This is a genomic window from Chryseobacterium sp. YR221, from assembly GCF_900176315.1.
In the GTDB taxonomy this organism is placed as follows: Bacteria; Bacteroidota; Bacteroidia; order Flavobacteriales; family Weeksellaceae; genus Chryseobacterium; species Chryseobacterium rhizosphaerae.
Map to the genome: position 1 here is coordinate 276,841 of NZ_FWXM01000005.1, position 22,235 is coordinate 299,075.

General features: G+C 36.8%; 19 protein-coding genes and 13 tRNA genes. 2 read left to right on the top strand and 30 right to left on the bottom strand.

Features of this window, described 5'->3' with window-relative positions; translation table 11 throughout:
• Window positions 1-12: 12 nt before the first annotated feature.
• From B8967_RS16300 to B8967_RS16385, 21 genes are all read right to left on the bottom strand, one after another.
• A tRNA-Trp gene (locus B8967_RS16300) sits at window positions 13-83 on the bottom strand.
• A gap of 8 nt (window positions 84-91) precedes the next feature.
• A tRNA-Gln gene (locus tag B8967_RS16305) sits at window positions 92-164 on the bottom strand.
• Window positions 165-231: 67 nt separating this feature from the next.
• Window positions 232-304: transfer RNA gene (locus B8967_RS16310), tRNA-Phe, on the bottom strand.
• 71 nt (window positions 305-375) lie between these two features.
• Window positions 376-451: transfer RNA gene (locus B8967_RS16315), tRNA-Leu, on the bottom strand.
• A 236-nt stretch (window positions 452-687) separates the two neighbouring features.
• A tRNA-Glu gene (locus B8967_RS16320) sits at window positions 688-759 on the bottom strand.
• A gap of 81 nt (window positions 760-840) precedes the next feature.
• A tRNA-Tyr gene (locus B8967_RS22535) sits at window positions 841-924 on the bottom strand.
• Window positions 925-1,066: 142 nt separating this feature from the next.
• Window positions 1,067-1,148, bottom strand: a tRNA-Cys gene (locus B8967_RS22540).
• A gap of 259 nt (window positions 1,149-1,407) precedes the next feature.
• Window positions 1,408-1,479 (bottom strand) — tRNA-Asn (locus B8967_RS16325).
• A 5-nt stretch (window positions 1,480-1,484) separates the two neighbouring features.
• Window positions 1,485-1,558 (bottom strand) — tRNA-Ile (locus B8967_RS16330).
• A 90-nt stretch (window positions 1,559-1,648) separates the two neighbouring features.
• Window positions 1,649-1,720: transfer RNA gene (locus B8967_RS22545), tRNA-Pro, on the bottom strand.
• Window positions 1,721-1,788: 68 nt separating this feature from the next.
• Window positions 1,789-1,862 (bottom strand) — tRNA-Arg (locus tag B8967_RS16335).
• Between the two features lie 7 nt (window positions 1,863-1,869).
• Window positions 1,870-1,943: transfer RNA gene (locus tag B8967_RS16340), tRNA-Ile, on the bottom strand.
• Window positions 1,944-1,948: 5 nt separating this feature from the next.
• Window positions 1,949-2,021 (bottom strand) — tRNA-His (locus B8967_RS16345).
• Window positions 2,022-2,589: 568 nt separating this feature from the next.
• On the bottom strand, window positions 2,590-2,718 hold the full coding sequence (locus B8967_RS16350) for a penicillin-binding protein (RefSeq protein ID WP_167449355.1): 129 nt from the start codon (window positions 2,716-2,718) through the stop codon (window positions 2,590-2,592).
• 156 nt (window positions 2,719-2,874) lie between these two features.
• Window positions 2,875-3,897, bottom strand: a complete 1,023-nt coding sequence (locus B8967_RS16355) for a soluble NSF attachment family protein (RefSeq protein ID WP_228406229.1) — start codon at window positions 3,895-3,897, stop codon at window positions 2,875-2,877.
• Window positions 3,887-5,581, bottom strand: a complete 1,695-nt coding sequence (locus B8967_RS16360; protein WP_047489435.1) for a hypothetical protein — start codon at window positions 5,579-5,581, stop codon at window positions 3,887-3,889. The genes B8967_RS16355 and B8967_RS16360 overlap by 11 nt, the downstream gene beginning before the upstream one ends.
• On the bottom strand, window positions 5,571-7,949 hold the full coding sequence (locus tag B8967_RS16365; protein WP_084086769.1) for a hypothetical protein: 2,379 nt from the start codon (window positions 7,947-7,949) through the stop codon (window positions 5,571-5,573). The genes B8967_RS16360 and B8967_RS16365 overlap by 11 nt, the downstream gene beginning before the upstream one ends.
• Complete coding sequence (locus B8967_RS16370; RefSeq protein ID WP_047489438.1) at window positions 7,940-8,683, bottom strand: hypothetical protein; 744 nt, start codon at window positions 8,681-8,683, stop codon at window positions 7,940-7,942. The genes B8967_RS16365 and B8967_RS16370 overlap by 10 nt, the downstream gene beginning before the upstream one ends.
• Window positions 8,656-9,789, bottom strand: a complete 1,134-nt coding sequence (locus B8967_RS16375) for an AAA family ATPase (RefSeq protein ID WP_047489439.1) — start codon at window positions 9,787-9,789, stop codon at window positions 8,656-8,658. The genes B8967_RS16370 and B8967_RS16375 overlap by 28 nt, the downstream gene beginning before the upstream one ends.
• Window positions 9,789-10,436 carry a hypothetical protein gene (locus B8967_RS16380; RefSeq protein ID WP_228406231.1) on the bottom strand — a complete coding sequence of 216 codons (648 nt, stop codon included), beginning with the start codon at window positions 10,434-10,436 and terminating at the stop codon, window positions 9,789-9,791. Before B8967_RS16380 ends, B8967_RS16375 begins: the two co-directional genes overlap by 1 nt.
• A gap of 97 nt (window positions 10,437-10,533) precedes the next feature.
• Window positions 10,534-10,923 (bottom strand): VOC family protein, encoded by a 390-nt coding sequence (locus B8967_RS16385; RefSeq protein WP_084086770.1) that lies wholly within the window; start codon window positions 10,921-10,923, stop codon window positions 10,534-10,536.
• Between the two features lie 310 nt (window positions 10,924-11,233).
• Here B8967_RS16385 and deoD point away from each other — a divergent pair, with 310 nt between their 5' ends.
• A complete protein-coding gene (gene deoD / locus B8967_RS16390) occupies window positions 11,234-11,944 on the top strand; it encodes a purine-nucleoside phosphorylase (protein ID WP_047489445.1) in 711 nt (236 codons plus the stop codon).
• A gap of 57 nt (window positions 11,945-12,001) precedes the next feature.
• Here the strand turns inward: deoD and B8967_RS16395 are convergent, their stop codons facing one another.
• From B8967_RS16395 to B8967_RS16410, 4 genes are all read right to left on the bottom strand, one after another.
• Window positions 12,002-12,787, bottom strand: coding sequence for a TatD family hydrolase (locus B8967_RS16395; protein WP_084086771.1), 786 nt, complete (start codon window positions 12,785-12,787; stop codon window positions 12,002-12,004).
• Window positions 12,784-13,107 carry a hypothetical protein gene (locus B8967_RS16400; protein WP_084086772.1) on the bottom strand — a complete coding sequence of 108 codons (324 nt, stop codon included), beginning with the start codon at window positions 13,105-13,107 and terminating at the stop codon, window positions 12,784-12,786. The genes B8967_RS16395 and B8967_RS16400 overlap by 4 nt, the downstream gene beginning before the upstream one ends.
• A 95-nt stretch (window positions 13,108-13,202) precedes the next feature.
• Window positions 13,203-13,853 (bottom strand): hypothetical protein, encoded by a 651-nt coding sequence (locus tag B8967_RS16405; RefSeq protein WP_084086773.1) that lies wholly within the window; start codon window positions 13,851-13,853, stop codon window positions 13,203-13,205.
• A 3-nt stretch (window positions 13,854-13,856) separates the two neighbouring features.
• Window positions 13,857-14,570, bottom strand: a complete 714-nt coding sequence (locus B8967_RS16410) for a DUF434 domain-containing protein (protein ID WP_084086774.1) — start codon at window positions 14,568-14,570, stop codon at window positions 13,857-13,859.
• A gap of 191 nt (window positions 14,571-14,761) precedes the next feature.
• Between B8967_RS16410 and B8967_RS22685 the strand changes: the two genes are divergently transcribed.
• Window positions 14,762-15,622, top strand: a complete 861-nt coding sequence (locus tag B8967_RS22685) for a DUF4822 domain-containing protein (RefSeq protein ID WP_228406233.1) — start codon at window positions 14,762-14,764, stop codon at window positions 15,620-15,622.
• An 80-nt stretch (window positions 15,623-15,702) separates the two neighbouring features.
• Here the strand turns inward: B8967_RS22685 and B8967_RS16420 are convergent, their stop codons facing one another.
• From B8967_RS16420 to B8967_RS16440, 5 genes are all read right to left on the bottom strand, one after another.
• Complete coding sequence (locus B8967_RS16420; protein ID WP_084086775.1) at window positions 15,703-16,749, bottom strand: MBL fold metallo-hydrolase; 1,047 nt, start codon at window positions 16,747-16,749, stop codon at window positions 15,703-15,705.
• 10 nt (window positions 16,750-16,759) lie between these two features.
• Entirely contained in the window at window positions 16,760-18,340 is a 1,581-nt protein-coding gene (locus tag B8967_RS16425; protein ID WP_084086862.1) for a Na+/H+ antiporter, read from the bottom strand.
• Window positions 18,341-18,585: 245 nt separating this feature from the next.
• Window positions 18,586-19,452 carry a helix-turn-helix domain-containing protein gene (locus tag B8967_RS16430; RefSeq protein WP_084086776.1) on the bottom strand — a complete coding sequence of 289 codons (867 nt, stop codon included), beginning with the start codon at window positions 19,450-19,452 and terminating at the stop codon, window positions 18,586-18,588.
• 115 nt (window positions 19,453-19,567) lie between these two features.
• The gene (locus B8967_RS16435; RefSeq protein WP_084086777.1) at window positions 19,568-20,239 is read right to left on the bottom strand and encodes a hypothetical protein; all 672 of its coding nucleotides are present in this window, start codon (window positions 20,237-20,239) and stop codon (window positions 19,568-19,570) included.
• Window positions 20,240-20,363: 124 nt separating this feature from the next.
• Window positions 20,364-22,121 carry an alkaline phosphatase D family protein gene (locus tag B8967_RS16440; RefSeq protein WP_084086778.1) on the bottom strand — a complete coding sequence of 586 codons (1,758 nt, stop codon included), beginning with the start codon at window positions 22,119-22,121 and terminating at the stop codon, window positions 20,364-20,366.
• Window positions 22,122-22,235: the final 114 nt, after the last annotated feature.

Genomic DNA, 22,235 nt, shown 5'->3' on the forward strand with positions numbered 1-22,235 from the left:
TTCATTTTTTTGCACTCCGAACTGGACTCGAACCAATACTGTCAGTTTTGGAGACTGAAATGCTACCATTACAATATCGGAGTGGATGATGTTAATTCATTAGGATTCGAACCTAAACTACAAGAATCAAAATCTTGTGTGCTCAACCATTACACTATGAATCAGGCTATGAGTAATAAGCGATGCCAGAACTAATCATGTAGTAATGATTTACTTATCATTCATGTTTTGTGGAACAGACAGGAATTGAACCTGTACCTTTAGTTTTTCAGACTAACGTGCACACCTTGTACACCACTCTTCCGGCTTTTTATAGGTAATGAGTCATCAATAATTATTAATTTTCTCATTGCTCATTGCTTATCATTTATGTTTTGGTACGGAAAAAGGGACTCGAACCCTTAAAACCCTGATCCTAAATCAGGTGTGTCTGCCATTCCACCATTCCCGCAGTTTTTTATTAGTAATGATTTGTTTTTCAATGATTATTCATTACTTATTTAGGTTTGAGAAAGCTCTGTCTATTTAAAAACTATGCCTGTTAGTATTTGTAAAGATCAACTGCGCTTGACAAACCTTTCTCTTTTCCTAATTTCCATGTGCATGATAACTGGCCAAATGTATTTTCAAACTTGAATTTTCATGGTATCATTGTCATTCAATATTGACCAGTTCATGTACATTCTGTACTCTATAAGGGGATCGAACCCTTATTTTCTGCTCGAAAGGCAGGCGTCCTCACCATTAGACGAATAGAGCAATAAAACCAACTGATCAGGAATCGAACCTAAACAACAAGAGTATATTTCCTGCATGCTGCCATTACATTATCAGCGGTTGTGGAAGTAGTAGGATTCGAACCTACTCAGCAATGAAGCAACAGATTTACAGTCTGCCCCGACTCTCCAACTTCGGCGTACTTCCATTTTCATGAATAACTAGCAATGAGTCCCGTTTTCCAAGGGAGGAAATAAAGTTTGTCTTCATTTTTTTGTTTGATATAAGAACTTCTACGCTCGACAAACTTTTATATTTTCTCCTGAACTAATCTCATTTTAGTTATTTGAGATGGCTATGGGATTCAAACCCACTCAGCATATGCAACGGTTTTGCAGACCGCCCCGACTCTTCCACTTCGGCGAACCATCAGATGATAAATGATGAATGGTAATGGATTGATTTTTACCACTATCATCTCGTTTAGATATTTAAAAACAAGAGCCTGTCATTATTTTTTATTTGATATAAGAACTTCTACGCTCGACAAACTCTTCTTTTTTTATCAATGGCAATCAGTTTGTGGGAGAAGGAAAAAGCTTGTCTATAATTTTCGTGTTTGGCGTAAAGATCTTCTGCTCTCGACAAACTTTTACTTTTCTCCTGAAACAATTAACATTTTATTATCTGCGATTCTGGAAAGACTCGAACTTTCAACTTCCGGTTTAACAAACCGGTGCTCTACCATTGAGCTACAAAATCTTTTGTAATTCCGGAAGGACTCGAACCTTCAACCTTCGGTGTATCAGACCGACACTCTAACCACTTGAGCTACGAAATCATTTTACTATGTGAACAGTCAGTGTTCTTTATGGTTGTTTTTTAATTCACTTATATAGCAACGTTTACCATTGACTTATTCACTTTTTTGTCTGGAAAGCAAGATTCGAACTTGCGACCTCCCGCGTCCAAGACGGGTAAACAACCACCGTTATCTTTCCAGTTTTACAGATTCACTTCAAAATTCTTTTCCGAGAGACAGTCGGAGCTGAAATTTTCCGTGAATCTTTGTGATTCCGAAAGGAGTCGAACCTCTAACCCTGGGTTTAGAAAACCCATGCTCTATCCAGTTGAGCTACGGAACCGTTTTTGTAATCTCAGAAGGACTTGAACCTTCAACCTTCGGTGTATCAGACCGATACTCTAACCACTTGAGCTATGAGATCATTTTGGGTGTCTTCGGGGATCGAACCTTGTTCTCCGGTTCCACAGACCGGCGCTTTACCAAATAAGCTAAAGAAACCATAAAAAAAGCACCTCTTTTCGGGAGGTGCTTTATATATTCTAACGTAAGAAATCATTCACTGACCCACGTATATAAGCACCTTTTATCCACAATTCCACGATCAATAATACACAGAGGAGATACCGGCTCTTGTCCGAATACTCTTGAATACAGATTGAATATGTTATGTAATTGTTTCATTTTATTTTTTGTTTGTTTTTAAATTATTTTTTGAAATTCTGAAAACCTGTTGCTTTCAATTTTCGGTTGCAAAGTAAATATGATTTTTTGAAACCCGCAAATAAATTTTCAAATCAACTCATTGAAAATCAGTTAATTATGTTGTATTTTAAGAATAAGGAATACCTGTCCGCAATATATTGCGGATATCTTAATTACCTAAATGACTGTCTCTCACCGGGTTGCTTATCACTCTATTTTATCGTATTAAAGTTTCATTGTTAGTTATTAAATTTTCATGTTTATGGTTATTTTTTTTCATTCTAAATAATTTCTGACCTAAAAAACAAAAAACGCCTCGAAAAATCGAGGCGTTTTTGCAGTATTTTGATTAAATTTTTACGGGTTTACAGTAAATAATTTCCAAAGTCAGCACATTTTGCCTCATTCCATATCGTCCATTCATATCCGAATAACCCCTTTGTAGATGGGCGTCCGCATAGTTCTGCATTGATATGTGCTCTTTGTATTGTCATAATTTTCTGGGGCAAAGATAAATCTTTTTTGTAATTATTTTATAATTTTCACAGGATGGGGTAATAAAACAGTTGTTTTGAGCGCTCATTTTTTTGCTACAACTGACTTTAAAATTCATACTATTTTCTAATGGATTTTAAATGCAACGTTTACTTTCAATGTCTGAACATCTTATTTCTTCCGGTCTTAAATCTGGAGATATCTTTCAGGATCACCTCATCATCGGGATTGAAAAATTTCAGTTCGTTTACAATTTCTGAACGTGTTCCCACTTTTTCGGCAATGATTTGATAAGCAATGTTTCTAGTTGTTGTTTGTAATTTCGGATCTTTTCTGAACTCGTGTTTCATGGCATCCAGGTAGGTCATCTTTTTATAATCCGGAGTCTTTTCATATAAATTCCTAATTTCCGTTTCCAGCTTCTGAACATCATGGATATTGGCAAAATAGTTATTCAGGCAGTTGAAAGGATCTTTATCTTCTTCCCATCCTTTCAACAATACTTTTTGTGCCTCTTCTCTATTTTCCATCTTTTTACGATAGACCAAAGAAGCCTTTACCATCTGATTATTGGCTGTATAGTCATCAGCAACCATTTGGTAATAAGTATGGGCATTTTCAAGGTCATTAATTTTTTTATAAAGATCACCTACCTTCTCCTTCTGCTCCATCTCTTTGTAAAGATCAATAGACTTTTTGTATTGTTTTGCTTTTTCATAGCAGATGGCAGCATCAGATTTATTGTTTAATTTCTTAAGATATACCGCAGCAGCTTCATTGTAAAATGCTCCATCTTCCAGGGTTTTTGCTCCTCTGTAATTGTCCTGAAGTAAATTCATGTAGACTCTTGCTGCTTTTTTATACTCTTTTTCTGCAATATATTTCTCAGCGAGTTCTTCATATTTACTTCTTATTCTGTCAAACAATGAGCTTTCCAGATAAAAGCTTCCTCCACCTGCACCTCTTTTTCCTGAGTTTTGTGCATTACGTTCTTTATCTTTTAAAGCAGCAATTACAATAAGGATAATAAATGCCACTACTAAGAAAATCACCAAAGTACCCACCACACTCCAGAAACTTTCATGAAACAGCTGGGCTACGATTCCGATCACCTTAAACATCACTAAAAGGACAAAGGCAGCCATGAATTTGTCTATAAATTTCTGTTTATTCATCATCTTCAGTGTTTAAAATGGTTTTATCTTCCCTGAACAGACGGTAAAGAAGTAATATAACACAAATGATAAGGGCCCATACAAACCAGTTATAACCAAACATTTTCACTAACGGATAAAACAGGTATACCAACATAGTGATAAGTATGGCAATTAAAAGAAATTTTATCCAGCCCGGTACATTATCACCTCCGAGATGTAAGGCTTTTTTCTTAAAAATAAAGAGGTAGATTCCCACCGCACCAATCATAAAAATAATCAGATAAAGAATATCCGAAACCGGAGCCTTTTCTTCCAGCTTACTCCCTCCTGCTTCCACTCCTTTTACCTTAGATTTTCCAACAGGTGCTGAAGAAGCATCTATGAGATCTATGGTACCATAAAGTCGTCCTAAAGAATCTGCCATCAGGACCTGTTTCTTCTTGACCAGGTATTTTACCACATCTCCATTGACAGGTTCTCCTCTGCTATATTGTTTCAGGGAATCTGAAAGCCTCCGTTTCAGTTTTTCTGTTCTCTCTTCAATATGCTTTTTAATCTTCTTGGTGTACACTATTTTGAGAGAATCCCTGCTCTGTTTTTCTTTGGTAACAAGCTTGTCTATATCAGGACTGATTTCATTAAGGCTTCTTCCTCCTGCTTTTCTGTACTGTTCCCTTTCCTTCTCTTTGGCCGCTATCATTGTACTCGCCACACGTACTTCCTTAGATAAGGCTGTTCTTTTTTCCTGATATATAGAATCAATTTTCTGATCTATTTCCGAGATTCCGGATTGAAAGGCCACCATATCTGAAGGGGCTTTGACTGCATCGGTAACAATACTTCCTGAAGAAATACCAGTCTCTTCCTGTTCTTTCTTATTTTTATCGGATGGCAATGCAAATCTTAAAATAACAGCAATCACCAATACTGCCCAAAAAATCCGTCTTGAGTTTCTCACCCTTTTAGTTTCAGGTTTTCCATCAGAGCTTCCAAATAAACCTTCAAACCAGGTAAATTTTTCAAAACCATCTCCTCTGGAAGTCCCCATAATATCCAAAGGAACTCCTAGCTCGATAGCTCTTTCAGGATATTTTTCAATATATTTTAAATACTTTTCAATTTCTTTTTTATTTCCGGCCATTACCTTTTTGAGATCAAAAGGCAGGTTTTTCATCCATTCTTCTTCAGTTTGTTTTGGCTGTAATGCTTCCAGGATTTTTTCATCATCCATTTCTACAGTATAGCTCTCAATGTTCTGAGGAATATGAACACCATTTAATGGCTTTCTGATTATTTCCTTTATTTTGTCAGGTTCCTGAATTAAAGTAATCCAATCGATTTCTTCCGATAGTTTGACCAACCCAAACTCTGGATGCATAATGATAAGCCGGGAATCCAGATGTTCCCAGTCTTCCGGATTAATCTTAGGATAAAAGGTCGTATTTTCAGGTATAAAAAACCTGTCATTTACCGACTGAAAGTAAGCATTTTTCCCAATCTCATGTGGAATTTGATCATTAAAAATAAGAAAACACCCATACAGTATATTGGGAATATCTGATGGGATAGCAAAAGATTGTACGTGATTTAGGTTGATCTCAAGTATCTCCATTTCCTGAAGCCATACTACAGGTGAAGAGCCTTTAATTAAAAGCCCTTTTTTAGGATATCTGTTTTTCGGAAAAGGTTTAATTCTAAGCTCCATAATCCAAGATCTGTTCTATAAATGCTTTTAAAAATCGGGAACACATTTCTTCCATAGTTTTCACTTTCAACAAGGCATGTTCGGGAAGATAATATTCTGAACCTCCAAATTCTGTATACGTAGCCAACGATAAAAATCCGTATGCTGTAGAGGGAACAAAAAACTCTTCAATTCTTTTATTACTGCTTATAAAAGTCAGTATTCCCCGGGAATCTGTAATAATTTCGCTTCCATCGGGAAAGGTAAATTTATTTTTATTCTGCTCTGCAAAAATTTTAATTTCAGATCTGTTTTTGCTAAGATTTAATGAATTTTCGTAGATACTGCTAAGCTCATTATCTGAAATCACGAGATTATGATTTTCATTAATTCCTATTTTATTAAAACTATTGATAATTTTTAATCCACTTCTATCGAGTTTGGCTACTTCCGCCTCAACTTTCGCTTTGTTTCTTTCTATTTCTTTTTCCTTGCCGGAAATAGCTTCCAGCGAAACATTTCCATCAATATTTATTTTGTAATGAACTGGATTGGCAGAATGATACAAATAAAAACTTTTACCAAAATACAGCAGTTCATAGGAGTCTCCAATATTCATTCCGGTGAGATTCTGCTCAGAATATTCTTTTGTATTGATGTTAAGCTTGGAAATTAATTTTTTATCGGCCTGATATTGACACAGGATAAAATGCTGCTGTTTATTTTTTGCCAATGCAAACTGTCCTCTTGGTTTTACAGAGATCTTTTCAAATAAAACCTCACAGCCATGGAATGTTTTATAATAGTCATAAGAATGTCTGTCATAATAGTTATCTGACAGATAGGTTTTCAGCAAATGCTTTTTGGAACTTAAAACAAAAAATTCCCCTTCATATAAAAACTGAGCTATCTTGCTAACAGGCATTGGAAATAAAATAGGATAATTTTGAGGAAGATCTGTTTTTTTTCCGTTGATATTTTCAGCCACATGCTTTCTTCGTGGCGGATTAGCCCATAATTCCTGTAGAGGGAGTTTTATTTTCTGAATATGTTTTCTTGCTCCTTTATCATGTTTATAAAAATTGATCTCGCCGTCTGATGTGGTTGTTACCAGAAATTTGAGTTTTTCTCTGTTTTCATGGATTACTCTCTGAACCTTTTCATCTTTTATATTTTCCTGATGGGTAATAAAGAAAACTTCAATATCTTTTTCAGAATACTGTCCGCTAAAAAAACTTTCCAGTGTCTCTGAAACCTCAAGAACGGGGCTCACTTTGTTAAGGTTTTCAATAACTTCTTCTATCTTGTTGAGCGACATCGGAACACTATCTTGTCCCAAGGCAAAAACCCTGCATTCTGAGTGGGCTTTGGGATGTTTAATAATTGCCAAAGCTGAAGCAAAAGCCAACACTTTTGGGGTTCCCCAATTTCTAAGGGAGGTGTCGATCAGGATTACCCGCTCAAAAATATTTTCTTCAGGGGGAATTTCTCTTTGTATATAAAGAGCCTCATTATTGGCCACACGGTTCATAAATATTTCATCTTCATTGGCAAATTCTGAAAGAAGCATTCTGTGAAAGTCGCCTTTATTAGTCATATCAGAAATTCCTCCAATGGGTTGCTCTCCCGGAGAAAGGTGACGCATCGGAATTTTCAGCCCGCTCCAGATCCTTTTGATAAGGCTTCCTACCTGAAATGTTTTGGGCTCCTCCACCAATTCCTTAATAAAGTCTTTATCTGTATCTGAGGTTGTTTCTTCCTGTACCAGTTCATCATCCAGTTCAGGTTCCTCCACAAGTCCTTTCATTGCATCAATGATAGACTGAACGGTAGGAAATTTCTCATTGAGATCCAATGCTTTTAAATCTCTATTCAAAACAGATGGTCCGGCATATTTTTTTTCTGCACTTGAAGCCAGTTCGTGAGGTCTTTTATAATAGGCATTCAGATTAAGTTCTGCATTCACAGAAGAGATCCTGTGATGTACATCTTTAAAGAGAATCTGCAAAAGTATAATTCTATTTTGTCCCTGTTTATAAGTTTTGGGGAGTGATTTTATTTTTTCAAGAAATTCAATTTCTCTTTCTGCATTAAACTCAAAATTCCCCATACTGTAGAAGTCAGCTGTACGTTTTAAGGGAGTTTCAAAATCGGTATATCCTTCCTGCATGGCATATAAAACCATAAGCAATGCTCCAAACGGAGGCCATCCCTGCAGCTGCAGCTCTTTCAGGATTTCCATTACATAGGGTCTGTAAGCAATGGCTCCCACTCCCGGGACAGAGAGCAGGTTATGATCATGATACCCGGAATCTCCGGGAACATCTTCATCGGTTTTCCATTCCCAGAAATAATTTTCATAGGACTGGAAGTATACCTTTAATTCCATTCTTTTGATTTTTCAGTAAGACGGAATGAGCTGACAGACAACTGACGGAAATCAGTATCCTTTAAGGAAAGATAATTTCCATTTTCATCCCATAAAAGCCACCCGTCTGATTCTTTATTATATTTCTGCTGTAAAAATGTACTCATATTTTTAAACTCAAAATCCAAACCTGAAGGCAGAAGATGCTTATCTTTTGTCCAATACGTTTTTCCCGGAAGGCTTAATAACGGTGTTCCTAAGAACAGTGCTTTATCTCCTATGATTGTCCAGTTTATTCTTTCAAGTTTAAATTTTGCTGTTCCGGCTATGCTTTCACTAATATCTGATATTCGGCTTAATAAAGCAATTACCGGCTGTTCTTCATTATTTTCTTTTAAGCGGATCTGAATTTTTTCACTAATTCCGAAATAATTTTGATTAGAAGCCGGAAATGTAAGGCGCAATGCCTTATCTATCGGCGTCCAAAGTAAAGCAGAGCGCATCTTTTTACTTGGAACCAACGCATCTTTCCGGAATAAAAGACCATCATGCAGCTCATACAGTAAAAAATCTGGAAACTGATGAATTTCCGAAGCTATAACCTGTTCATCGGTAAAACCTTTGAGCCAAATCGTTTCATCGTCCACTGCAATCAGTACATTTTTCCAGTCTCTGATTGACCCCAGAAAATCTTCATCCCTTCTGGGAAGTTCTGCCCAAAATTCTTTTATACACTTTGAAGGATCTTCTGCCATAAGCTTTCAATTTCTTGCCGGATATATTCTTTCTGTTCGGGATTTCTGATCCAGTCACAACGGGTCTGGAGGTATCTCAGTTTATCTTTAATTACATTCTGTTCTTCAAAACTCAGTGTTCCGCCATTCCATTTATCGGTAAGGATTTTCACATCCTTCATTACTTCTTCCGGATTGGGCGTTTTGTTGTGCATCGCCTGTGGATGAGAATTGGGGTGGTCATCTTTTTCAATGGTCCTGTTGATGATTCCTTCCAGGATCTCAATCTGCTCTTCTGTATCCCAAATATGTTTCAGAACCCAGAGATCAGAGAGAATGGCTTCATTTCTTCCACAGATCAGGGCACTTGCAGCAATCAGGTTTTGAAGCTTCACGGCTCTACGGTCTGAAATGGCAATTCCGGTATTTCGTAGATTTATAATAGTATTCAGATAAACTTCATAAATGGGTCTAAGATCAATTGTTTTACACAAATTCTGAAGCTCTCTGATCTCATGTACCTGAATTTCGGGAGTTTCAGTTTCTTCTTCATTTTCAAGTTTTCTTCCGGCTAAAAGAACCTGATGTAATAATTCGGGATTTACATAATCTACGTTGATTCTCACCAGGAAACGGTCAAATAATGCATTTAATGCTTCATCTTCGGGAAGAACATTACTTGCACCTACAAACATCAGTGCCGGTAAATGTTTAGTTTCTTTCCCTCTTTTGAATATTTTTTCATTAAGGGCCATCAACAGTGAGTTCAGGATAGCGGAATTGGCATTGAAGATCTCATCCAGGAATACCATGGACGCTTCCGGCATCATTCCTTCTGTATTGGTAAGAAGCTCTCCTTCTTTTAATTTTCTGATATCAAAAGGTCCGAAGATTTCATTGGGTTCTGTAAAACGGGTCAATAAATATTCAAAGTTTTTTCCATCTTTTACCGTTTTGGACAATGTTCTGACAATGGCTGATTTTGCAGTTCCCGGAGGACCATATAAAAAAGCATTTTCTCTCGCCAAAAGACAGATTCCCAGTAGATCTACTACATCATTTTTACCTACAAAAGTATCTTTTACGTAGGTAAGGACTGTATTAAGTTTATTGATATTCTGAGTCATTAGTTTTCTTCAGTTATTATTTTTAGTTCTCTCCAGAATGCGTCTTTATGCATTCCCAATTCTGCAATAAGCATTTTATTGATCGTTGGAATTTCCGCTAGTTTATAATCTCTTTTTTCAAGAATTCTTTCGAGATACAATTTCCGGTATGTACTGTCTTTTAATTCTTCTTCCCAGTTTATACCCTTCAAATCAAGATCATATCCTATTCCCGAATAATGAAATTCTGTCAGAATATCTTCAAGCATCCCAATCAAAACATCTTCCGGATCCAGTGTATTCAATGCTACAATGATCTGTGGCAGGAATCTCAAAGACAAATCCGCAGATAGTACAGAAGAGATATCTTTTTTTTCTTTAAACTTGAAAATAAGGCGATCAATATTTTTTGCTGTATTTTCTCTGATCAGATAAAGCTGAGCACTGTGATACAGTATTTTTCCTGCCCACACTGCTGCTGCTCTGTCACATGGCATTCTTCCAGATAAAAATTCAAGCCTTTCCTTTTCAAATTCTGTCTCAAAATAATCCCCTGCCTCTGCTGCTTCTTTGGGAGAAATCTCCTGGAAGTTTGAGAAAAGGGTAATGCATTCAGTTTTCCTGAGCAAAAAGATCGTATCTAAGAATGGTGACCTGGTTTCCATCATCTAACAAAAATAGAATTATTTCGTTGAGAATAAAACTTTTGAATAGGGGATTGATGTTAAATGTTGCTTTCTCTATTTCAACCCCCATATAACAATATCAGGCTACTATTTCAACAATATTGTTTTCCGGATCAAGAATAGCACTTTCATAGTAACCGTCACCTGTAGTTCTGGGTTCTCCGGCAATGATATAACCATCTTTTCTCAGGACTTCTGTAAGTTCATTTACATTTTCTTTAGTTTTGACAGCAAATGCCAGATGGACAATCCCAAACTGTTGAGAATCATAAGAGCTTGTATTTTCTTTAATACCGGGACGGGTCATAATTTCAAGACGGCTGCCACTATCAAAACTCAGAAAATAGGACTCAAAATTTTTAACAGGATTATGGTATTTTTTGTTGGAAACGGCCCCAAAATATTTCTGATAGAATTCTCTGGTTTTTTCAAGATCTTTTACCCAGATGGCAATATGTTCAATTTTCATTTTTCTCTATTTTACTATTGTATAGCAAAGTTAGCAGGCTTCACTTTGCAATATCCGCTCTCTGTTATTCTATTCTTGTTCTGTATTTACCAAAAATACGGGCTGAAAATCATTTAAAAGTTCAGGTTTGCAATGAATACAGGCTCTCTCAATATGAAGTTTTCAACAGACGGTATACAAAACCGTATTTAAAATACTTATATATATCATTTTATGCATTATCTTTTCATGAGGTGGCTTCGTTATTCACTCCCTGTAATGTCACAGACAATCTAAAAGTTATTATCTTTGCATCTGTCAAAATAAAATTATGAGTATTCACATCAGTGCAAACAAAGGAGAAATTGCTAAAGTAGTATTGCAGCCGGGGGATCCGCTTCGTGCACAGTATATTGCTGAAAATTATTTAGAAAATGCAAAACTGGTAAGCAAAACCAGAGGTATATTTTATTATACAGGTCTTTATAAGGGTAAAGAAATCACGGTAGGGGCAAGTGGAATGGGCTTTCCAAGTATTGGGATCTATTCTTTTGAACTGTTTACAGAATATGAGGTAGATACTATCATCAGAATTGGAACTTGTGGTGCTTATAATACAGATCTTAAGCTTTTCGATATTTTGAATATTGAAAATGCAGCCAGCGAAAGTACATATGCTAAATATGCATGGGGAATTGAAGATGAGATTCTTCCTCACCAGGGAAATATCTTCAACACCATTAATGAAACTTCTAAAGAATTATCATTACACGCAAAAGCAATCAATATACACAGTAGTGATATTTTCTACAGAAAAGATCCTGAAACTCCTGCTATTGCTACAAAATACAATTGTCCTGCAGTAGAAATGGAAGCTTTCGGATTGTTTGCGAATGCTCAGCATTTAGGAAAAAATGCTGCTACTATCCTTACGGTAACTGACATTATCCCAACGCATGAAAAAATTTCTGCTGACGAAAGAGAGAAAGCCCTGAATCCAATGATGGAGCTGGCTTTGGAATCAGCATTGAAAAGTCTATAAAAGCGAATTCGCTTAAGAAATAAAAAAAGAGCTTTACTGTATCAGTAGAGCTCTTTTTTATAGCCTGAAAAACTTCCTGGCAACTTCTGTGGTTTCATCTGCAACTTCGGAAATACTCATCTTCTTCAGATAGGCAATGGATTTCGCAACATACGGTAAAAATGACGGTTCGTTCCGCCTGTTCTGAATTCTCGGCATATTCTTCGGAAGCATGAAAGGAGCATCTGTTTCAATCATCATCCTGTCTAAAGGTGTGTATCTGATGACATCTTCCAGGTGTTTAAATCGTTTTTCATCACTGATCGCTCCGGTAAAGCCTAAGTAAAATCCTTTATCGAGATATATTTTTGCTTCATCCAGTGTTCCGGTAAAGCAATGAACTACTGCTTCCGGTAATTGGGAAAGATATTCGTCTGTAATATCATTAAACCTTTTAAATGCTGATCTTTCATGAAGGAAAAGAGGTTTATTCACGTCTATGGCCAACTCAAGCTGAGCCTTATAGCATTTTTCCTGAACGGGTCTTGGGGAGAAATCACGGTCAAAATCCAGCCCGCATTCTCCTACTGAGATCACATGTTCCTGTTGTAAAAGTTTTCTAAGTTCGCTGATGCTTTCGTTATTAAAAGATTTAGCATCATGAGGATGGATTCCTGCTGTAGAAAATAAAATGTCCGGATAGTCTTCTGCTATTTCTGCAGATTCTTTACTTCCACGTACGCTTGTTCCTGTGAGAATCATACGCTCTACTCCGTTATCCAGAGCACGGTTAATAATTTCGTCATGTTCGTTATAGAACTGTTTATTGGTAAGATTTATGCCAATATCAATGTATGTGTTCATTTCTTTTTTGTTTTATTATTTTTCATATAAAAATATCTTGTTACATATTGGATTTTCACAGCATCTTTCAATTCTTTTTCTGTATAAAACCTTTTATAAACAGAGCGCTTCAATCCGTTAATTTCTTTTGTTATTTTGACCCATATGGTTTTTCTACGGGCTTTTTTAGTCTTCAGGAAACGTACTTCTTCTTTCAACTGATCTTCGATAGCAGATTTTTCGGTCCTCCGCCATTTTTTATTCCCATATTTCTGTAATTCACAGGAAATCTTACCCTCTTCTCCAGCTCTGAAATCTCCTTTGTTGTAAATATTCCTCATGGTTATTGAATAAAAATGATCATCAATAGGTATAATCGCTATTTAATTTCCGCAAAATTATCCGTTAACAGCGCAACCTTTTTACGCAGTAAAAATTATTCATTGATAAATTTTTCCAGAAAACCTATCAGTTTTGTTCCGCCGTGGCTCCATCGTATTCCGTGGCCTTCTTTTTCCCTGACTTCAAAGACCAAACCGTGTTTATAATGAAAAAATACATTCCACCAGGTTTGGTTTTCGAGAATATAGCAGATCTTCTTCATTACCTTCTCCTGCTTCTGTTGGTTATTGCCTTTGACTTCGCCCCAAAAATGATCATCCATTCTTCCGGTATGTTTTTCCCAGGCTCTCTGGGCAATGGTTATTTCATTGTTGAATGGTTCTTCGCATGCATTAATTAATACATGCTGAAGAGGAGGAATAGCATTCTCATCACGGATACTTGCCGGGGTAAGCCTTTGCCCCAATACAATAAGCCAATCTTCAAAGGAAGTTTCTTCTAATTTTATTGCTTTAACCTCATCAGAATTATTGCTTTCCAATAAGCGAATAATCCTATCAAAAATGTCATGGCGGTTTATTTTTATTTCTTCAGTAAAATAAGGCAAATCCCAATCCAGCCTATTTTCTTTATAGGCCCGGATATTTCCCTCCAGATTTTTCACATATTCTTTTTCTAAAATAGCCTGGTGTTTTTCTTTCCAGGAATCAGAAATAAAGGGAATATACTTTTCAAAGCCATCCATTCTTCACAATGTTTTTATAAGATTGACGGAAAGAGACTCTTCTTGAATCAGATATCCAATAAGATTAAACCATTGTTTACAGTGATCCAAAATCCATGCATCGGAAGAAATAATAATTTCTGAACTTTCTGCCAGAAATTTATCTGGATTAAGCTGGAGCTCACTCTCCCAATTCAGGTTGTTTTCTGAAGCAAATGCAAGGACCATCTGTTTTACTCTTCCACTGTTGGAAACCGGTTGGTCAAAAACCCAGACCAGCTTTTGAACTTTATTTTTTTGAAAGAAAGAAGCTACCAGTTCTACAGCTTTCAACGTCTGATTAACTCTTTTATAAGTTCCGTGAATTCCGGAAAGGTCGCGAAAACAACCGTCTGCACCTTCAAAAATATAAGCTTCGGAAAGCAGACTTTCCAACAAAATCAATACATTAAAACCATCAAGATAAATTATTCTGTCTTTTAATTCTGAACTCTTCAGTTGTTTTAAATTTCTCTCATGGATCTGCATATCGGAAGCTGATGCACCGCGTAAAGCCTGTATTTGTCTGGTCTTTAATCTATATCTGTTACCTACAAGTTCTGATCCTGCTTTTTCCGCATAACCTCTTGTCAGCAAATACTGCATATCCTGAACAGCCAGTTTCAGCTTACCGAGTTGCTTTTCTGAACCGAACAAGTTATCATCACCTGTATTTTTTCCACGGTTTCTGTTATTCATACTCAAAAATAGAATTTTTAAAGGTTTTTTACCTATAAACTTTTCCAAAAGAATCTTTTGCAACACCACAATAATATCATTTTGTTTACTTTATCATCCATCTGTTATATTTCCTACAACAAAAGAGATACTTTATACAATGTTTTGGTGTTGATTAGGAATAAGTTTGCAAAGACTTAAAAAATACCCTTATGAATACACTGAAAAAACTATGTTATCTGTGTGCAGCTATGCTTTTAACAGCATCTTTTGTATCATGTTCTGATAATGATGACGAAATTATTATAGAACAGCAGACTCCCTCACAGGTACTGTCTTCTACTCCATGGGAAACTACAGGAGCTAAAGATAAAAATGGAAATAATATAGCATTAACTGATGCCAGCGTAGCCGGATATGTAGGTTTTGCTTACTTCAAAGCAGATGGAAAATTTGCTATTTACGGGCTGGATGATATCTTAAGATCAAGAGGAACCTGGTCTGTAGATGCGCAAGGTAAAAAAAGAACTATTGCAGCACTTAATCCGGACGGCTCTACTATTTTCACCCGTGATGTTGATATTCTTGTCCTTAATAAGAATGAATTCACCTATAGAATCTATCCTAGTTCAGCGGATCCATCGCTTTATTATGACATCATTCATACAAGAACTTCTCATGCCGAACCGGGCAACGGACAGCTTACTTTAGCTTCTACTCCGTGGGAAACTACCGGTGCTAAAGATAAAGACGGAAATAATGTAGCATTAACCAATGCCAGCGTAGCCGGATATGTAGGATACTCTTATTTCAGAGCCAATGGAACATTCAAAATTGTAGGATTGGATGATGTTTTCAGATCTCAGGGGAAATGGTCTATTTCTGCTGACGGAAAGAAGAGAACTCTTATTGGGATCAACCCTGCTACCGGAGCAGTTACTTTTACAAGAGTAGTAGATATTCTTATCCTGAATGAGACTACTTTTACCTACAGAATTATTCCTGATGCAGCTAATCCGGCAGTATTCTATGACATTATACACACTAAGGTTACCCATAGTGAACCTCAGTAGTGATTATTTTTTTGATAATTAAGGAAGAACCTGCTCAATATGGGCAGGTTTTTATTTTAATTAATGATGTACAGAAAAGATCAGACATAGTTTTCCCACCATTTCTTCCAATCTGTTTTATCCAGGTTGTTTAAATTCACTTTCTCACCCATAGCAGGTAGGGTAATAGGCTGCCGGTTTTCTTCTGCATATTTTGAAACCTGCTCAAGTGGTTCATACCAGGCATGCTGTGCTAATTTAAATTTTGAATTATGAACAGGAATGAAGTTTTTTGCTTTCAGCTCTTTCACTTCTGTAATAATCTGTTCGGGTAAAGAGTGAATATAAGGCCATTTTTCATTGTACTGTCCACATTCCATTACTGCTAAATCGAATGGTCCATATTTTTCTCCAATTTCTGTAAAATGGTTGCCATAGCCACTGTCTCCTCCTAAAAACAGGTTCATAGTCGGGGTTTTTAATACAAAGGAAGTCCAGAGTGAGATATTCCTGTTCAGCAGTCTTCCGGAGAAATGCCTTGCCGGAGTGAGAGTAATCCTGAAGCCTTCCGCCATATCAATACTTTCCCACCAGTTTTTTTCCACAATTTTCTCCGGTGCCCAACCCCAATATTCAAAATGCTGGCCGGTTCCCAAACCACAGATTACCTTTCCTACTTTATTTTTTAAAGCCTGAACCGTTTTATAATCCAGGTGATCCCAATGATCATGGGAAATAATAAGGAAGTCTATATTCGGCATATGTTCCGGTTTATAATAATCTGCTCCCGGAAATGCTTTTATCGATCCGGGCATGGGAGAAGCATTTCCACTGAAAACAGGATCTATCAAAAACTTTTTGCCATCAATCTGTAAGAAATAAGAACTGTGTCCAAACCACACGAGAATATTTTCGTCAGGTTGAAGATTTTTAAGATCTGTTACTACAAACGGAAGCGCAGTTCCGGGTGATGTATTTTCTATTTTACACAGGCTTCCCAGAAGTGCTTTGGTCATACTTTCCCCTTCTAACAAAGCCGGTGTTACCAGTATATTTTGAAACTTCCCATGGGTATAATTGGAAAGTGTACTGAAATATTCTTTTCTTTTTTCATCAGGGAATTGCCCCAGTTGTTTTACTAAATTCATTGTATTTTTTTTACATCCTAAGTCTCTCCTCTTCCATATCCAATCTTGTCAGATAATGTCTTATATATTCTTCGTCAATATTCGGGTTACGTCTGTTTTCTTCCCGAAGCCAAATTCGCTGTTGTTCTAAAGTCTCAAAATAGATTTCTTTAGCTTCCCCGGAAAGCTTATGAACAGAATCTTCTTTGTCTTCCTGTTCCCAACGGTCCATCAGTTTGTTGAAGTATTCATTTTCATTTCTCCTCTCTTTATAGTTTTCATCCAGATACCTGAAAGCAACCCTACGCATTTCTTTTTTCAAAAAACGTTCTGATTCGTCTTCAGACATATATCCTCCATTGGAGTCGGATAAATTCAGTTTCTTTATCAATGCCGGCAAGGTCAATCCCTGAAGGATCAAAGTAACTAAAATGACCACAAATGTAATAAACAGGATAAGGTCACGATGAGGAAAAGGCTGCCCGTTCTCCATGACAACGGGAATAGATAATGCCGCCGCCAGTGAAACCACCCCCCGCATACCAGTCCAGCCCATTAGAAATGGGGCTTTCATACCGGGGTCCCGGTCTGCTACATTGATGAAATTCCGCATAATCAATGTTGTAAATACAGCACCAAAAGAAGCCAGAAAACGGACAATAATCAGTACTGCTGTAACCAACAATCCATAGCTTACTGCTTCGGACAGGCTTATTCCTTCTTTGTTCAGTCCTATCATAATTTCGGGAAGATCCAGCCCTATCAGCAAAAAAACAATTCCGTTGATCAGGAATACAAAGCTTTCCCATACGTTGGAGCCTCTCAGTCTGGATTCTGAAGTTCTGAAAATTTCATGCCTTCTTACGGAAAGAAAGAGTCCGCCACTTACGACTGCCAGCACACCGGAAGAATGAACTTCTTCAGCAGCAATATACATGACATAAGGTGCTACTAAACTGAGTATGGCATCCATATTAACATCGGTGGGGAATATTTTTTCAATTTTAAGAAAGATAAAAGCCAGTACAACACCTATTCCAAGGCCTCCAAACACCATCCATCCAAAACTTAGTACGGCATCCTGCCAGATAAACTGTCCTGTCGCTACGGCTACCATGGCAAATCTAAAAATAATCAGAGAGGAAGCGTCGTTGAATAAACTTTCGCCTTCTAAAACAGTGGATACATTTTTAGGAACCTTTACAAATTTTAAAATAGCTCCTGCACTTACGGCATCAGGTGGTGACACTATTCCTCCCAACACAAAACCCAGGGCTAATGAAAATCCCGGAATATAGGAATTGGCTACAAAAGCCACAGATATTGCAGTAAGGAAAACAACAATAAAGGCAAAACTGGTAATGATGCGCCGCAGTTTCCATATTTCCTTCCACGAAACCGCAAACGCAGCTTCATATAAAAGCGGAGGTAGAAAAATTATAAATATAAGCTCCGGATCAATCTTTATAGCAGGCAATCCGGGAATGAAACTGATCAGCAATCCTGCAATCACCAATATAATAGGATAGGCAACTTTTAAACGATTGGCCAGCATTATCGAACCGATAATCACCAGAACCAATCCTAAGTAATAAATAAAATCTTCCACCATTGTTTTTGAATTATTTGTAAACCAAATTATATCATTTCTGAAAAAGAAAATGTCTCCAATTTGATTTTTAAAATAAATATAAGCATTCAATGTGGAAATTTCATACTGCTATATAAAGAAATGTACAGCAGTATTTTTTTTAAACCAGTTTTTCCTTAAAGAACGGAATCAGTTGTCCTACAGCTTCATTTGCATAATTTCCTCTGTCGTATAAGGACATATTCCCCTTAACATTAATATAATTTTTATTGGTTTCTGAATACTTTGGGTGACAATCCTGTTTTTTTACGGAAGAATCTGGCAAAATAATTGGGATAGTCGAAGCCAAGGCTATAAGATATTTCACTTACAGAAAGTGTCGTATTTTTTAATTTGTCTTTAGCCAGTTTTACTACATGGTCATGGATGTGATCTAATGGAGATTTACCGGTAAAATGTTTAATGAGATCGCCGAAATAATTGGGTGAAAGATTACTTTTTTGGGCAAAAAAAGCGACAGAAGGCAGTCCTGCTATATTTTCGTTTTCTCGGAAATAGTTTTCCAGGTTTTTATAAAACTCGTCTATGACTTTGTGATAGATAGTGCTTCTGGTATCAAACTGCCTGTCGTAAAAATCTTTAACATAGGTCAGTATTAAATTAACATAGGAGATGATTACTGTTCTTGAATAATGTTCTTTTTGAAATTCATTGTTTGCTTTTCTGAAAAGATCCCATAAAATTGTTTCCTCATCTTTGGTGAGAAAAAGAGCTTCGTGATTATTATAATGAACAAAACTGTAGTCCTTTGCATATCTTTCAAGGTATTTAGCATTTATCATAATGCAAAGTCCTGAAAACGGAGGGGCAATTTCCCATTCCAATGTATTCTGAGGGCAGTCTACATACATATAAGAAGAGTCTGACTGATCTTCCAGCAATGGATAGGAAACAAACTTAACCTCCATAGGCGGTTTGATTGCTAAGAGATAAAAATCTATTGTAACAGGGTCAGACTTTAGCCTGATATCTTTTTTATCCTGAAAATCCACAATATGAAGCTCATCACTTTTTAACCCGTCAACATTCAGGTAACGGCTAAACTCCGGTATGCTAAGTATTTTTGTTTTCATTTTTACAGGGCTTCAATAATGGGGTAAAATTAGATTTTTTAGGCTATCCCATCAGGATACAAATTCAGGAAAAACGGATACATTTTACTGTTTCTCTATGTAGAATAGTTATTTTTTAAGTTGCTAATTTATAGAGTACCAAACCAGATATCAGACATACAAGCATCAATACACCTCCCACTTTGAGCATGGAAGTCCAATACTCCTTTCTATCGAATGTAAAATCTACAGGATTGATACTGTATACAGAATAAATCCAGGGATTTATACGCAAGTCCGGTCTGAAGTGTGCAATTCCCTGTAAATACCTTCTCCGCAAAGCTTTCAGATTTTTTATATAGTAAGTATAGCCGGCATCCATTCCTTCAAAATCAACATCTACTACATATCCTCTGTCATTCACCTGCAACATATATTGTTTGTTTCTGGGGCTGAGACCTACATCATATTCATCTGAAAAACAGTATTTTTCTAAATTAGCATACAAAACCTCATCTACACTGCCGTCAAACCTTTCATAATGAACTCCTTTGTCATCAACCACAATTTTCTTCACCTCTCTCTTTCTTATTTTTTTCTGATAGCGAAAAAAACGGTAAAGCAGAAACGCTACAACAGGATAATAAAGTATTCCCACTGCTACCAACATCATTACGTGATTACAGAGTATAGCAGGCAATGCCAGAATTGCCAGAAACACGATCAGTAATATAAGTACCCCAAAAATTCTGGTCAGCCAGGTCATGAACCACGAAGGTTTAGAAATAAGGGGTGAAAATTCTTTCATTATATCCTCTTGCATCTGTTCAAGATACAAAAAAATATTAATATAAAAGAGCCACAGTAGCGTGCTGCAGCTCTTAATACAAAATTGAAAATAAGATTTGTTCTACTAAAAACTATGATTAAAATTATACGATTGTATATGTTTTTTCTGTAACGGTATTATAAGTATCGGAAATTATATTGTCTACAAATCTCCATTCTGCCAGAGAACTTCCGGAAGTAAATTTCACATGCAGATATCCTCTTTTATAAAGGTTGGCATAATCCAAATCGTCGATCAACATTGAAAATGCCTGAGCCAATTCTATAGCTTTCGTAGGGTCGGATGAAATTCCCAGATATCCTTCAAGTCCCGGAGAAGATACGGAACTGCAGGCAAGCTCTGTCCCGATGTGATTTCCCTGAACATCTTTCAGTGTTCCCAGCCATGCATTATGAGTATCCCCTGCCAGTACCACTACTTTTTTCCCGGCAAGAAGAGAATATAAGTGTTCCCTTTCCATAAAATAACCATCCCAGGCATCTAAGTTATAAGGTAATGTTGTCGTAATTCTTGCAATTTCCTGTGGGGTAAGGGTTGGATCCTGTTGTTTGTATCTTGTTTTCAGAACAATCAATTGGGTAATGGTCGTCTGAAGTGCCAGCATGGTAGCCGGCTGTGCACTTCCGTGCTGTTTTATTTCTGCAAGAATCTGATTAAGCAACATCAGGAGTTCAGCAGGGACCATCATTTTTGTCATAAGGATCTGCTGTCCCAAGACCTGCCATTTTGCATTGCTCCCATTGATCTGAGAGCTCAGCCATGACATCTGCTCGCTTCCGATCAGTTTTCTGTTGGTGCTCAAAAAATCTGCTGTAAACTGTGCCTGATTAAAGTTTCCGGCGTTATCCAGATAATCTGAATATTCCATTTGTTTATCTCTTGCAATCACCCTTGTATCCATCATGTGAAGGGAAACAATATTACCGAACTGAAAACTTCTGTAGATCTTCAGATCTTTTCCTGTTTTCAAAGGGATATATTCACTATAAGCCTGGAAGGCAGCCATCTTTCTGGCCTGGAAATCTCCTTCATTAGGCTGATGATTTTCCGCTCCGGATTTGTAGGTATCATTCGCAAATTCATGATCATCCCATACGCAGATAAAAGGTTTTTTCTGGTGAAGAAGCTGAAGGTTTTTATCTCCTCTGTACTGTCTGTATCTTTCCCTGTAATCATTAAGACTAAGGATTTCCTTAGCTGGTTTATGGGCTCTGCCAAGTTGGTTGGTATAAGGGTTTGTTCCATATTGTCCCGGAGCGTATTCATAGATATAATCTCCAAGGTGTACCACTACATCGGCTTCAGATTGGGCAATAGCACCATATACATTAAAAAGCCCTGCAGGAAAGTTAGAACAGGAAACCACAGCCATTCTCACTTCGTTTACGGTATCTGTTTTTGAGGGTAATGTAAGGGTCTCTCCAACAACAGAGGCTTCTTTGGTGGTAATATTATAAAATCTATAGTAGAATTTAGTATTTGATGGAATATTCTGTACATCAACAGCTACGGTAAAATCATTAACAGATGTAGCTGCTGCCTTGCCTCTTCTCAATACTTCTGAGAAATTGCTGTTTTTACTTATCTCCCAGGTAATTTCAGCATCAATACCTGTAGAGTATCTCGTCCAGATAATAATTCCCCCTGCTGTAGGATCGAAACTCGCTACCCCGGATTCAAAACCTGCATTTTTAAGGTCAGAGGGAGCATTTTCATTAGCATCATTAAAATCATTATCTGTACAGCTTTCAATTAAAGGAGCAATAAAAATCCCTCCTGCTGCCAGTAGTGAATTTTTAAGAAATCTCCTTCTGTTAATCGGGTTGTTGTTTTCCATCATTATTTTTTCTGCAAAACAACGTTATCTGATCAAGAAGGCTGTTAACTTAATTTTAATTATTCTTTATGCTTCTTTAAACATTTGTTTAATTCGAATTTTACCTGTTTCCGGAAA